Source organism: uncultured Streptococcus sp. (assembly GCF_963516515.1).
Taxonomy (GTDB): Bacteria; Bacillota; Bacilli; order Lactobacillales; family Streptococcaceae; genus Streptococcus.
Genome location: NZ_CAUQCJ010000003.1, coordinates 43,993 through 57,893, shown reverse-complemented (window position 1 = coordinate 57,893; position 13,901 = coordinate 43,993). Strand labels below are relative to the sequence as shown.

Sequence of the window (13,901 nt, the reverse complement as noted above, 5' to 3'; positions counted from 1 at the left end):
TTAAAATCCCATTTTTTCAGCTTTTGCAATCACATCTTCGATAGAACCTACACCACGGAAGGCATCTTCTGGCAAGTGGTCATGTTTACCATCAAGGATTTCCTTAAAGCCACGTACAGTTTCAGCAACTGGAACATAAGAACCAGGCTGACCAGTAAATTGTTCCGCAACGTTGAAGTTTTGTGACAAGAAGAACTGGATACGACGGGCGCGAGCAACCAAGGTCTTTTCTTCATCAGAAAGCTCATCCATACCAAGGATAGCAATGATATCTTGCAATTCATGGTAACGTTGAAGGACACGTTTTACTTCAGCAGCAACTGCATAGTGCTCTTCTCCAACGATTTCAGGTGCCAAGGCACGTGAGCTTGAAGCAAGTGGGTCAACGGCTGGATAAATACCCAATTGTACCAACTTACGTTCCAAGTTTGTTGTAGAATCCAAGTGAGCGAAGGCTGTTGCTGGCGCTGGGTCAGTATAGTCATCCGCTGGCACATAGATAGCCTGGATAGAGGTTACAGAACCCTTCTTAGTTGATGTAATACGCTCTTGCAATTGACCCATTTCCGTAGCAAGTGTTGGTTGGTAACCAACGGCTGATGGCATACGACCCAAAAGGGCAGATACTTCTGAACCAGCCTGAGTGAAACGGAAGATATTATCGATAAAGAGAAGCACGTCTTGGCCTTCTACATCACGGAAGTATTCAGCGATTGTCAAACCAGTAAGGGCAACACGCATACGTGCTCCTGGTGGCTCATTCATCTGACCAAATACCATGGCTGTTTTCTCGATAACGCCTGATTCTTTCATTTCCCAGTAAAGGTCATTCCCCTCACGAGTACGTTCCCCAACACCGGTAAATACTGAAATACCACCGTGTTCTTGGGCAATGTTGTGAATCAATTCTTGGATTAAGACGGTTTTACCAACTCCGGCACCACCAAAAAGTCCAACCTTACCACCTTTAAGGTAAGGGGCAAGAAGGTCGATAACCTTAATCCCTGTTTCAAGGATTTCAGAAGAGGTAGACAACTCATCAAAAGTTGGAGCTTTTTTATGAATTGGCTGACGCTCTGCATCTTCTGTAAAAGGAGCTTCCAAGTCAATGGTATCTCCCAAAACGTTGAAGACACGTCCCAAAGTTTCTTTACCTACTGGTACAGAGATTGGACGACCTGTGTCCAATACTTCCATTCCACGAGTCAAACCATCTGTTGATTCCATGGCGATAGTACGGACCATACCATCTCCCAACTCCAAGGCTACTTCAAGGACGATTTTTGTTTTTCTTTCGTCATTTTTGTAGACGACAAGTGCATTGTTAATCTCAGGAAGTTTTTCCCCTGCTGCAAACAAGACGTCTACAACAGGACCGATAACCTGAGCAATTTTACCTGAACTCATCTCCTTCTCCTATTCTATATAAGATACTGTCGGTTCCTAGCTCAACTAGGTCCTAAGTTCATTTTCATACGAGCTGGACTAGAGCCTATTCTAAGGCACTAGCTCCTGCTACGATTTCTGTAATTTCTTGTGTAATCGCCGCCTGTCTGGCACGGTTATACTGAATTGTCAAATCATTGATGACTTTCTTAGCATTATCTGTCGCTGTTTGCATGGCTGTCATACCAGCAGCATTTTCAGCTGTCTTAGCATCGATAATAGCACCGTAAATCATACTTTCTGCAAACTGAGGCAACAACTGCTCCAAAATTTCTTCTCGGCTAGTTTCCAATTCAAAGGTCAAGCTGTAACTATCATCCGCTTCATTTGGATCCAAGTCAACAATTGGAAGCATTTGCTCCACACGCATTTGACTGGTTAGCGTATTGACATGGTGGTTGTAGCAAACATAGAGCTCATCAAAAAGTTCATTTTGGTACATTTCAACAGTTTTTGAAATGATCTTACGAACTTCATCAAAGCTAGGCTGATCCGCCAAGCCACGTAGTTCATAAAGTGGTTGAATACCACGAGCTTTAAAGAAATCAGCTCCCATTCCACCGATACAGATCATTTCAAAACCTGTACCGTCTGGATGGTATTCTTCCTTCAACTCCATAACAGCTTTAAGAATAGAGGAATTATACCCTCCAACCAAACCGCGATCTGAAGTGATGACGATATAGCCTGTCTTCTTCACGGGACGGCTAATCAACATCGGATTGGTTGAACCACCAGCTCCATTACCATGAAGAATATCCGTCAAGAGCTTACGAACTTTTTGAGCGTAAACTTGGAAGTTACGAGCAGCTTCTTCAGAGCGACCTAGCTTAGCAGCTGATACCATTTGCATGGCATTTGTGATTTGACTCGTATTCTTTGTTGAGGCGATTTTTGTTTTAATATCATTTAGAGATACTGCCATCTGACACCTCTATTCTTATTGGAAGCTGGTTTGATTGAGAAACTCTGTAATCGCAGCATCCAAGACTGCTTCTTCTGGCAAGTCTTTTGTATCACGAATGGTTTCCAAAATCTCTGGATGTTGAGCGTCAAAGAAGGCATGGAACTCTTCCTCGAAACGAACAATATCATCTACTGGAACAGTATCCAAGAAACCATGTGTCAAAGCATAGAGAATGGTTACTTGTTTCTCAACAGGCAATGGTTTGTGAACAGGTTGTTTCAAAACTTCCACTGTACGACGTCCACGGTTCAACTTAGCCTGTGTTGCTGCATCCAAGTCAGAACCAAACTTAGTGAAGGCTTCCAACTCACGGTATGAAGCAAGGTCGATACGAAGTGTACCAGCAACCTTCTTCATGGCTTTGATTTGTGCAGAACCACCTACACGTGATACAGATGAACCCGCATCGATGGCTGGACGAATACCCGCATTGAAGAGACCATCACCAAGGAAGATTTGTCCATCAGTGATAGAAATCACGTTGGTTGCGATATAGGCAGAGATATCTCCTGCTTGTGTTTCGATAAATGGTAGGGCTGTAATTGATCCACCACCAAGTTCATCAGAAACTTTAGCTGAGCGCTCAAGCAAACGGCTGTGAAGGTAGAAAACATCCCCTGGGAAAGCTTCACGACCTGGAGGACGACGAAGCAAGAGTGACAGTTCACGATAAGCTACCGCTTGTTTTGAAAGATCATCATAAACGATCAAAACATGCTTCCCTTGGTACATAAATTCTTCCGCCATGGCAACCCCAGCATAAGGAGCTAGGAAAAGCAATGGAGATGGTTGTGAAGCAGAGGCTGTCACAACGATTGTGTAGTCCAAGGCACCGTACTGACGTAGTGTTTCTACTTGCGTACGAACTGTTGATTCTTTTTGTCCAATCGCAACATAGATACAGATCATATCTTGACCTTTTTGGTTCAAGATTGTATCAATCGCAATGGTTGTTTTCCCTGTCTGACGGTCACCGATAATCAACTCACGTTGACCACGACCAATCGGTACAAGGGCGTCAATAGCTTTCAAACCAGTTTGCAATGGTTCTGATACAGACTTACGTTGCATAACACCAGGAGCTGGCGCTTCTACTGGACGAGTTTTATCAGTGTGGATTTCTCCAAGACCGTCAACTGGACGACCAAGTGGGTCCACAACACGACCAATCAGACTTTCACCTACTGGGACTTCCATGATTTTACCTGTACGGCGGATTGTATCGCCTTCACGGATATCTGTAAAATCACCAAGGATGATAATACCAACGTCTGTTGACTCCAAGTTTTGAGCCATACCATAAGAGCCGTTTTCAAAAATCAACAACTCTCCACTCATGGCATTTTCAAGGCCGTGAGCACGCGCGATACCATCCCCGATATAGGTTACAACACCTGTTTCAGTCACATCAAAATTGGGTTTGAAATTTTCAATTTGTTGCTTAATTAAAGCGCTGATTTCTTGTGCGTTAATTGCCAAAAGAACACCACTTTCTATTTCAAATTTTCTTTAACAACTTTAAGTTGTTGTTTAATACTCACATCAATTGTCTTGTGATTGGCAAAAATGACAAAACCACCAATGAGACTTTCATCGATTTGTTCTTTTACACTCCTTACTTTAAGAGACATTTTTTTCTCAATCAAAGGGAGCAAGCGACTCTTTTGTTCATCAGTTAAAGGATGAGCTGAAGTAATCGTCACTTCAAATCGATTTGTTTCTTTTTCAAGTCGGTTCAAGCAATCTACAAGAATATCATAAAAAAGGTTTGCTCTGTGATTGTAGATAAGAACCTGGATCAAGTTTTGCAATAAAGGTGACACAGAGTCTTGGAAGAAAGCAATTGTTTTTTCCTTGTCAGACTCGTCTACTGCCACTTTTTTTAAAAAAGAAGGTAAACCTGTTTCTTCAGCAACTTGCTTGATTTGAGTCAAGTCTGAAAAGATACGGTCTTCTTCTCCTTTTTCAAAAACCAATTGGACAAAAGGCATGCTGTATTTTTCAATTACCTTTACTGTTTTCTTGTCCATTAAGCTTCTCCTAGCTGATCGATATACTGATCAATGAGTTCTTTATGGGCATGACCGTCAAGGTTTTGTGAGATGATTTTACCAGCCAAGCTGATTGTCAAATCTGCAACCTCACCCTTAACGCTTTGTAAAGCTTCAGCTTTGTTTTGAGCAATTTCTTGGTTTGCTTTTTCTTTTAAGCGTCCTGCTTCTAGTTTAGCATCTGCTAAAATACTAGCCTTACTTTTCTCAGCTGTTTCTTTCGCATTCTCAATGATTGTCTTAGCTTCTTTACGGCTACCAGCCAATTCATCTTCGCGTTTTTGAGCCAATACTTCTGCTTTTTGACGTGCTTCTTCAGCTCTGTCAATATCTGAAGCAATTTTTTCAGCTCTTTCTTCGAAAATGCTTGTAATATTAGACCATGCAAATTTTTTAATCAAGACTAGCAAAAGGATAAAAGAGCCAGCGATTAAAATAAAATTACCAATTAATTCACCTACTGTTACGTGCATCAGTTACTCCTTTCTACTCTTCATCATTAATTTTATTTCCTAGGTACATAGAGGATAATAGTGTAAAGACATAGGCCTGTACACAAGAAATGAACACGGAAAATGCAGTCCAAACTAAGTTTGTCCCAAATGCGATTGGATACCAAAAAATAGCCTGATGTGAAAGTACAAGAAGCAAGCTTGTCATTACTTCACCTGCAAAGATATTCCCAAAAATCCGCAAAGCAAGAGAAAGGAAATTCGTGACTTCTTCAAGTAGATTCATCGGTGTCATAAATGCAGGAGTTACAAAACCTTTTAGGTATTGTTTAATCCCACGACGACGAATCCCCTCAATGTGCGCCATCACAATAATACAGAAAGACAAGACAAGGTCAAATGAAAGATTTGCAGTTGGCGATGTCCAAAGGTTTGTTCCATCTGTTGTTTGAAGTTTAGCCATCAAACCAAGATTATTGGCGATGACCATAAAAAGAAATAAGCATAAGTAAAAGAGTGAGTAATCTTTCATGTAGTGGGAACCAAGGTTAGGTTCTGTAAATCCAATTACAAAATCATAGAGATACTCTAGTACATTTTGTTTACCTTTGGGTTTCAAGGCCATATTACGACTTGCCCAATAGATAAATGCAAAAATCAGAAACACAGACAGCAAAGTCAAGGCTGTCAAAGTTAAATCAAAGGTAACAGGACCAATATTGATGGTTGGATTGATACTTTCTTCCATCTAACATTCTCCCTTCTCCAATTTATATTTCGTTATTTAATAATAAATGAGAAGACAAGAGTTACGAAGAAAGTTCCTTCAATAAAGGCAACCCCTAAAAACATCAAGCTACGAAACTCAGCGATAATATCTGGTTGGCGAGCTACTGATTTCAACAAACCATTCATCAATAACCCTTCACCAAGAGATACACCCATACAGGCAAGACATAGACCGAAAAATGTTAAATTCATGATGAATTCTCCTTTTAATTAAAATTTACTTACTTAGTTTAGTCCTAAAAATTGGATTTGTCAACTTTTTACCAACATTGAAAGCGTTTAATGGAAATTATTTACAATTTTACTATTTTTGAGCTTATTATATAGAAAAAATTGGAAAAAACTTGTAATAAATCCGACCATTATCTAGGTCTTTCTGAAAAATATTGAAAAAATCCGAGATGAAATCTCGGACGAAATTGATATATTTTCTTTAACTTCTTTTCTTTTAGTGAGCAAGATTAAAGGGGAAACAACTAGAAATCTTTCATATCCTGCTTGCTTATTAAGCACGAACTGTGACGCTGGTGCCATCTTCCTTATAAAGATTGATGAGTCCTTCTTTAAGAGCTCTAACCATATCTCCTGCTTGAACAGGTTGTGGGACTTTGATTGTCAAGAGTTCCATTGGATTTGGAGCACGGTCGATTTTATTGCCTTTGGCATCATGTAAATCTTCGATATACGTTTCAAAGTGACGGAAACCTGGGCCATAAAACTCAACTTGGTCCCCTTCGTTAATCACATTCCGTTGACGAATGGTTGCTGTTTGTGTCGCACCATCATAAGAAACCACTTCAGCGACAAACTTGTATTCAGGGATTTTACGGCGAGCACCAAACAACTGTTCATTTTCAGATGGTGTACCATAGTAAAATCCTGTAGCCAATTCACGTTGGGCAACCTTCCACATCTCGTCCACCAAGTCTTGTTTGATCGCTTCAAACTTTTCAGGACTTTCAAGATAAGCATCCACAGCTGCCTTATAGCAGTTGGTTACTGTTGATACATAGTGAATAGACTTCATACGTCCTTCGATTTTTAGACTGTCCACACCATTTTCAATCATATCTGGGATATGGTCAATCATAGACATGTCAACGGCTGACATCGAAAATTCTTCTGGAATTTCACCTTTCAAGCTCTTGCGTTCTTGACCAAATGGCATATCATAAAGGTCGTATTTCCAACGGCAAGATTGAGAGCAACCACCACGGTTGGCATCACGCATACTCATGTGGTTTGAAAGAGTACAACGACCAGAGTATGAAATACACATAGCTCCATGGACAAAGGCTTCAATCTCAACATCTGTACGTTTGCGGATTTCTGCCAATTCTTCCATTGAAACCTCACGCGCCAAAACGACACGAGTCAAGCCCAGTTCTTTCCAGAACTCAAGGGTTTCATAGTTAGTGGCACTTGCTTGAGTGGAAAGGTGGATTTCAAGACCAGGCGCTTCAGTCGCTGCAATCATAATCAAGGCTGGGTCAGACACGATAACTGCAGCAATGCCGATATCACGTAGTTTACGGAACCACTCACCAGCACCAGCTTCATTTCCTTCGTGCATAACCATGTTGGCAGCCACATAAACCTTAGCACCATACTTGGCCGCAAACTGGACTCCTTCTTCCATCTGTTCAAAGGTAAAGTTACCTGCACGGCTACGAAGACCATAGGCCTGACCACCGATAAAGACAGCATCTGCTCCATACTGAACAGCTACTTTTAGCTTCTCTAAAGTCCCTGCAGGTGATAAAACCTCAGGACGTTTTAATGTTTTTGTCATGTTTTCTCCTATTTGCAATATAAAAGTTTGACGTTTTTCCTTCTCATTTTATAGTAAATAAGGGATAAAATCAAGCCTAGACAGATTGTTTTGACAATTCTAATCTTTTAGACTTTAGATAACAGAGTTCTAAAAGCTTTTACTTATAGCAAACTTCTCACATCATCATCTCGTGAAAAATTTATACTCAATAAAAATCAAAGAGCAAACAAGGCAGCTAGGCGTATAGCAAGGAGAAGCTAAAAATATCCTCCGATACACTACTTTCATCTAGCATATCGGAGGGTTAGCTCTCATAGCAATATTCTTATTATGGAACACCTACAGTCTGGTAACCATAATTAACTATCTTAAATCATTAAAAGCAAGTAAGAATCTGAGGGATTTGCACCTTCTATACTCTATTCCCACTTTTGATAAACTAAGAGCGAAAAATTTATCTTCTAGTCTTCTTTTCTTTTGGCTACATAAAGTGTAAGCAAAATTCCACTTCCTAAAAGAATTGAAATGACATCTGTTTGGCTTCCAGTATTCGGTAAGGCCACTCTTGTATGATTCGTCATTCCAGAAGTTACATAATCTGGGATTTGAGTATTTGTTTCAGATGTTACTGGAACTGCGTTTGGAATCTCTACAGTGTCAGAAGTATGTGAATCAAGTACAGTTTGATTATTTGTACTTGGGATGCCTGTTTCTGGCTTCCCTGTATTTGGAGTACCTTCCCCTGAAGTGTTTGGTTTGCCGGTTTCTGGCGTTCCTGTATTTGAAGTACCTGCTCCTGGAGTGTCTGGTGTTCCGGTCTTTGGAGTACCTGAACCCGGAGTGTTTGGTTTATTTGTTTCTGGTTTCGGAACCGGTTTCGATTCCGGTTTAACCAGCTTGTCTGATGGTGGTGTAATTCTTCCTGATTCTGGTTTCGGTTGTTCTGGTGGTGTTGTTCCAGTATTTCCTGGTTGTACAGGGGTTGGATTCACAGCACAATTACATGTTCCATCCTTACCATCACGTCCATCTTTACCATCTTTACCATCTTTACCGTCCTTACCATTCTTCACAACGATTTCTTGTTTTGTTCCATCTGGATTTGTGATGATAATTGTATGACTTCCATCTACATTCTCTTTCGTTTCAATTGTAGGAGATTTACCGTCTTGGCCATTTTTCACTACAATCTCACGTTTTGATCCATCTGGGTTGGTAATAATAATTGTATGGCTTCCATCAGAGTTTTCTTTTGTTTCAATTATCGCTGATTTACCATCAATACCATCACGACCGTCACGACCATCTACTCCGTTATAGATATCTTCCTCACTAATCAAAGTATCTCCAGCAGTATAGGTCAAACTATTATCATTATCGTAATAAACTGTAATATGAACGCCAATTGGCTTCGTTGCTGGTTGAGTAGTTGCACGGTCTTCATCCACACTTCTTGCTCTTCTAGTGCTTCGAGGTTGTGCAGGATAAATTGGTTTTAATTCAATTCTTGGAGAACGTCCATCTTTTCCGTTTTCTCCATTTTTAACCGTTGTTGCAATTGGTTCTTTACCATCTGGTTGAGTAATTGAAATTGTATGACTTCCATCTGGATTTGTCACTACACTTACTTCTGGTGTAAAGCCGTCTTTTCCGTCGCGGCCGGCTACTCCAGTTTCACCTTTATCGCCTTTCGGTCCAGCTGCTCCAGTTTCACCTTTGTCACCTTTCGGTCCGGTTGCTCCAGTTTCACCTTTGTCACCTTTAGCTCCATCGACTCCGTCTTGACCATCTTTAATCACAGATGTTCCTAGAACTGTATCTGTTCCTTCATCAAACTGATTATTGGCATTCTTGTCACTATAGAACGTTAATGTCGTTTCTTTTTTAGTCTCATCACGGTCTACTTTCACTTTTGGAGTCTCACCATCTTTACCATTCTTAATAACGGTTGATACTGGTTGTCCACCTGGTTGTGAAATCGTAATTGTATGCGTTCCATCATTGTTTTCTGCCACAGTTACAGTTGGTGTAGCCGGCGTTAAGTCTATAACATCTATAGTGATGTCTTTGGTAATTGATTTAGTTTTACCTGCATTTGTCACCGTTACTGGAATATCAAATGCTCCAGCTACTGTCGGTGTTCCAGAGATGGTTTTAGCAGATTCATCATATGTTACACCATTTGGAAGTTTTGTTGTATCAACAGTAAGTGTAACTCCATCTGGAACTGTGAACGTAATTGGACGAAGGCTTGTTTTTCCTAAGGCAATCATTTGACGATCATTTTTAATGTCTAATGATATTGGATCATCTACTACCTTTACAGTGATAATCTCTTCCGCACTACCTCTACCTAATGTTTCAGAATCCAATGTTGCTTTTAAACGAACTTTATAAACACCAGGCTTGGTTGGAGTTCCACTAATTGTATGCGTTGCAGCATTATAATTTAAACCTGCAGTTGATTCAAGATAAGAATCTAAGTCTGTTTCCGGTAAATCCACACTTAAATAACGAGCACCTAAATCTGAATGTTCACTGTGAGAAACCACCATATTTTTAATCGTTTCACCCAGACGAATCGTTTGTTCTTTTTCTGTAACATTAATACTTACCGGAAGTGGGCGAACATTAATTTTAATATGCCCTCCATCAACTGGAGATTCTGCCATTTCTGGGAAAGTAGCTTTATATGGAATTAAATATTCTCCCACTTTAGATGGTGTGCCAGAAATAGTCCTTGTAGCTGAATCATAGGTAACTCCCGGTGGAAGTTGACTTGTATCAACCTCTAATCTAGCTTTAGCATCTGAAGGAGTTAAAACTACATTGTCTATAGCAGTTAGAACAGTCTTCTCTTGTTCCTTATTATCAACCGTTACAGTTAAATCACGTGATGTTACATTAATCGTTAAGGTTGCACTTGCGGTTGAATTCCCACTAATTGTCGGACTTGTCGCTGTGAATGTTGCTGTATACGTTCCGACTTTTGTAGGCGTTCCTGAAACAGTTTTCGTCGCAGCATCATAGTTTACCCCTGGAGGAAGTTCTCCAGAAGTGATTGTTAACAAAGCTCCATCAGCTTGTAACTGAATAGGAGGAAGTTCATCTAAAGCTTTTACTGTTTTTGTATTATCAGGAATAGAAAAGTTTAGAGGAACACTGTTTACTGTAATATTTACATACGCATAGGCATATTGGTTATTTCCCGATTTGTCAGTTCTGTATACATAAGCATATGTTTGGAAGGTCCCTACTTGAGTCGGTGTTCCTGTTATAGTTTTATTATCCGCAGACCAATTTAGACCATTTGGTAAACTGCCCCCTGTGTAACTTACTGTCGCATTTTTAGGAATTTTAAGAGTAATCGGTGGTATTGATTCACCTGCTGTAAACGTGTAATTAGCTGTTGGAACATTAAAGTTACCTGGTGTAACTGTAAGATCGACTAATTTTGTAATCGACTTATTATCTTTAGTAGCAGTAACTGGAATCACATAATGTCCTTCATATAATCCAGTGCCTGATAATGTTTTGCTATTGCTATCATACATAACACCATCTGGCAGTGTTCCTACTGTAACTGTAGCCCCTTCAGTTGCTGTTACAAGCATATCTGCAAATTTAGTTCCTTCTGAAACTGTTTGCTTATCATTCGTTACAGATAAAGTTAAATCAGAAACTGGTGGAGGGGTAACCGTATAAGTAAAGCTTGTCTTAATCTGACGACTTTGACCTTCATTATTGATATAAGTAGCGGTTACAATCGCTGTTTGTGGTGCATCTGTATGTTTTAAAGCATAACCTGTTAGACCTGTATTATCAGCATTAGGACTTAGGTAGAGATGTCCTCCATCAGATTCGACTGATAGATTCGTAATCTTACTACCATTTGTCATCGAAACAGGAATAGTTGGGATAGTTTGTCCTTCTTGCCAGCTTTGATTGGAAATAGGATTTAACCCATCCATTACCTCGAACTTATAGGTACGAGCTGGGACATTGGCTCCAAAGTGTCCATCCTTTGCTGTAGATGTAATCGTATAGACACCTGCAGCTAAGGTCTTACCATTTTGTTTGATAATCTTAAATCTAGTAGGATTCTCAGTGTCTTTTGTAATCTCAACCCCATCCGGTTTACTATCAATCGTTAAAGTCGCATTCGCTTTATTCAATACCAAGTTTCCTAGATTCTGTTCCTTATCCGAGATAGGAACAGCTACTGGTATTGGATTCGTTACTCGATACAGCTTGTCCGCATCAAACATAACATCAGCATTGGTTAAAGTATAGTTACCATTTTCGCCCGAACTCACATTTGGTGTCGTTTGAGAAACCTCTCTAGTCACTAAATTCAAATGATGCTTTGTCACCCGTCCAATATTATCCGTAACATTAAATTCTACAAAATACGTCCCTGCTTTTTCTGGTAATGTCTTAAAATTAATACGATAGGGAGATACATTATCCCTTGATGAGTCAGCATACTCAGCACTAGCAGAAGAACTAACTTGTTTATTTCCCGTCAAAACATCACTTGGCCAAGCGCTACTATTAACAAAAACATTATCAGCGGTAGGAGCTTTATCCATTATAAACTCTACTGTAACCCCAGGACTACCTCCTGTCTGTTCGAACTTAGTAATGGTAACGGGAGCATTATTTCCTACTAGATTATATTCATTTTTACTCCCTGGTAATGACAACCATAGGTTAGACGTATACTGAGGACTATCTGGAGTCGCATCCGCTATCGTTTTAGGACTTCTATCATGTAAGTAATAACCAAAAGGAGTAGACGTCATGTAAGCTGTGGAAGAAGCTTCATTATATGAAACAGAGTCTCCCATTCGATTGTTTCCAGCTTTAAATTGCTTGTAACCAGGAGAATTAGAATCATAATAATAAAAGAAAGAAGAATAATCCTCTACTACTTTATACAACGGCGGTTCTTCTATCGTTAGTTCAGCCGTAATTCTAGTATAGGGATCTGCTTTTGACTGAACTCCGATTGTATAGGTTCCACTTTGAAGCGTATTATCCAAGGTGACAGTCTTGGTCAGATACCGATTATCTTTACCACCGTCATTAAATACAAATCCTAACCGTTTCGCATCGGGGGTTAGTTCAACTTCATTGGGCTCTATATTCGTCAAGCCCACCTTATACTTCAATTCTACTGTAGAGCCATCTTTTTTAAATTTGTAGTCAGGAATATTACGACCTGTTTCTGCTCCAAAATACCGCTCCAAAGTCATATACGGATAGTTCATATATGGAACACCTTCAGCAGGTTTGACTGTAACTGTTGTCGTATAGGCTTGGTTGTTATATGTGAAGCCGACATTGTAAGTCCCAGGCTCTACCGTAGTTGGAACATTTCCAGATAGGGCGAGAATGTAATCTCCATTTCCTGAAGGATTCGTAGTCCATTTATCTATAATATTTAAACCTAATTTTTGAGCATCTTCATTTAAATTTAAATTTTCTTTTACACTATAATATTGATTATAATTGGAACTTCCCCAATCGCCTCTATATGGTGCAAGATCGGTAGAAATATCAAACTCGACTTTAGGTGCAGTTGTTGCTCCGTAGGAGTAAATCGTCGTTGACCCAGTTGGGATTAGAACAGCTGGTTGACTCGTCGTCCCTGCATCCAACATATAACTAAGGTTGCCTGAATGCCCCATTTTCTTGAGTTGATTCCAGACTGCCTCGATAGCTTCTGCTAGATTGGTCCGAGCTGTTTCAAAGGCTGCATTTGAAGCAGCTATTGACTTGAGGGAAGTTCTGGCCTCTGTTAGAAGTTGGTTGGAGCGATGCAAGGCTTCTTCGATGGCAACTTTTTGATTGGAGTCTGTTAAACCGCTCAGGTATTTTTCAGCTTCCTTCGTTACTACCTCTGCCTCTGTGATTGTTGTTCCCAACTGGTCCTTGTCAGGATTTGTAACTTCTTCCTTTTCCTCCAGTTTCGTCAAAGGAGCCTCTACTAGTGGTTTTCTGTCGGCTTCTTTATGAACAGTCTTTGCCACTTCTTTTGGTAGCATGTCTGGCTGGGCTTTTGGATCCTTTTCTGTAGAAACTGCTTTTTCTGAATTTGAAATGCTTGCTTCAACTGACGGTTGAGTTACAACTGGTTTTTCTGCCGATGGATCTGACTCAGGCCTAGGAACAACTTGATTTTTATCAGTGTCTACAGTAGTTGCTTCTACCTTGGGTTGAGCTACTTCAGCATCTGGGTCCTTTTGCTTTTCCGCATGGACACCAATCACTTCACTGGCGCGTACGACTGGCGCATTGGCTACAGCACCAATAAAAAATTGCCCAATCAAAACAGATGCCACACCGACACTGAATTTTCTAATGGCAAACTTTTGACGTTTTTCGAATTTCACTTCTATTCTCCCTCATTATTTTTT

9 protein-coding genes are annotated in these 13,901 nt (G+C 40.1%); all 9 read right to left on the bottom strand.

What is annotated here, in order from left to right:
• Positions 1–1,407 carry a F0F1 ATP synthase subunit beta gene (atpD, locus tag RYL77_RS01285; protein WP_000094357.1) on the bottom strand — a complete coding sequence of 469 codons (1,407 nt, stop codon included), beginning with the start codon at positions 1,405–1,407 and terminating at the stop codon, positions 1–3.
• Between the two features lie 85 nt (positions 1,408–1,492).
• Entirely contained in the window at positions 1,493–2,371 is an 879-nt protein-coding gene (locus RYL77_RS01280; protein ID WP_315009254.1) for a F0F1 ATP synthase subunit gamma, read from the bottom strand.
• Positions 2,372–2,386: 15 nt separating this feature from the next.
• Positions 2,387–3,892 carry a F0F1 ATP synthase subunit alpha gene (gene atpA / locus RYL77_RS01275; protein ID WP_000996629.1) on the bottom strand — a complete coding sequence of 502 codons (1,506 nt, stop codon included), beginning with the start codon at positions 3,890–3,892 and terminating at the stop codon, positions 2,387–2,389.
• A gap of 14 nt (positions 3,893–3,906) precedes the next feature.
• The gene (locus tag RYL77_RS01270) at positions 3,907–4,443 is read right to left on the bottom strand and encodes a F0F1 ATP synthase subunit delta (protein WP_315009252.1); all 537 of its coding nucleotides are present in this window, start codon (positions 4,441–4,443) and stop codon (positions 3,907–3,909) included.
• A complete protein-coding gene (gene atpF / locus RYL77_RS01265; protein WP_000558550.1) occupies positions 4,443–4,937 on the bottom strand; it encodes a F0F1 ATP synthase subunit B in 495 nt (164 codons plus the stop codon). The genes RYL77_RS01270 and atpF overlap by 1 nt, the downstream gene beginning before the upstream one ends.
• A 13-nt stretch (positions 4,938–4,950) precedes the next feature.
• On the bottom strand, positions 4,951–5,664 hold the full coding sequence (gene atpB / locus RYL77_RS01260) for a F0F1 ATP synthase subunit A (protein WP_315009251.1): 714 nt from the start codon (positions 5,662–5,664) through the stop codon (positions 4,951–4,953).
• 32 nt (positions 5,665–5,696) lie between these two features.
• A complete protein-coding gene (locus RYL77_RS01255; protein ID WP_001054557.1) occupies positions 5,697–5,897 on the bottom strand; it encodes a F0F1 ATP synthase subunit C in 201 nt (66 codons plus the stop codon).
• A gap of 313 nt (positions 5,898–6,210) precedes the next feature.
• Complete coding sequence (locus tag RYL77_RS01250; RefSeq protein ID WP_315009249.1) at positions 6,211–7,497, bottom strand: U32 family peptidase; 1,287 nt, start codon at positions 7,495–7,497, stop codon at positions 6,211–6,213.
• Positions 7,498–7,940: 443 nt separating this feature from the next.
• Positions 7,941–13,877 carry a putative Ig domain-containing protein gene (locus RYL77_RS01245; RefSeq protein WP_315009247.1) on the bottom strand — a complete coding sequence of 1,979 codons (5,937 nt, stop codon included), beginning with the start codon at positions 13,875–13,877 and terminating at the stop codon, positions 7,941–7,943.
• Between the last annotated feature and the right edge of the window lie 24 nt (positions 13,878–13,901).

What these genes read in the sequence shown, in the direction of transcription:
- RYL77_RS01250 (WP_315009249.1), bottom strand. Translation starts at nt 7,497, where the DNA reads ATGACAAAAACATTAAAACGTCCTGAGGTTTTATCACCTGCAGGGACT.
- atpB (WP_315009251.1), bottom strand. Translation starts at nt 5,664, where the DNA reads ATGGAAGAAAGTATCAATCCAACCATCAATATTGGTCCTGTTACCTTT.
- atpD (WP_000094357.1), bottom strand. Translation starts at nt 1,407, where the DNA reads ATGAGTTCAGGTAAAATTGCTCAGGTTATCGGTCCTGTTGTAGACGTC.
- atpF (WP_000558550.1), bottom strand. Translation starts at nt 4,937, where the DNA reads ATGCACGTAACAGTAGGTGAATTAATTGGTAATTTTATTTTAATCGCT.
- RYL77_RS01255 (WP_001054557.1), bottom strand. Translation starts at nt 5,897, where the DNA reads ATGAATTTAACATTTTTCGGTCTATGTCTTGCCTGTATGGGTGTATCT.
- RYL77_RS01280 (WP_315009254.1), bottom strand. Translation starts at nt 2,371, where the DNA reads ATGGCAGTATCTCTAAATGATATTAAAACAAAAATCGCCTCAACAAAG.
- RYL77_RS01270 (WP_315009252.1), bottom strand. Translation starts at nt 4,443, where the DNA reads ATGGACAAGAAAACAGTAAAGGTAATTGAAAAATACAGCATGCCTTTT.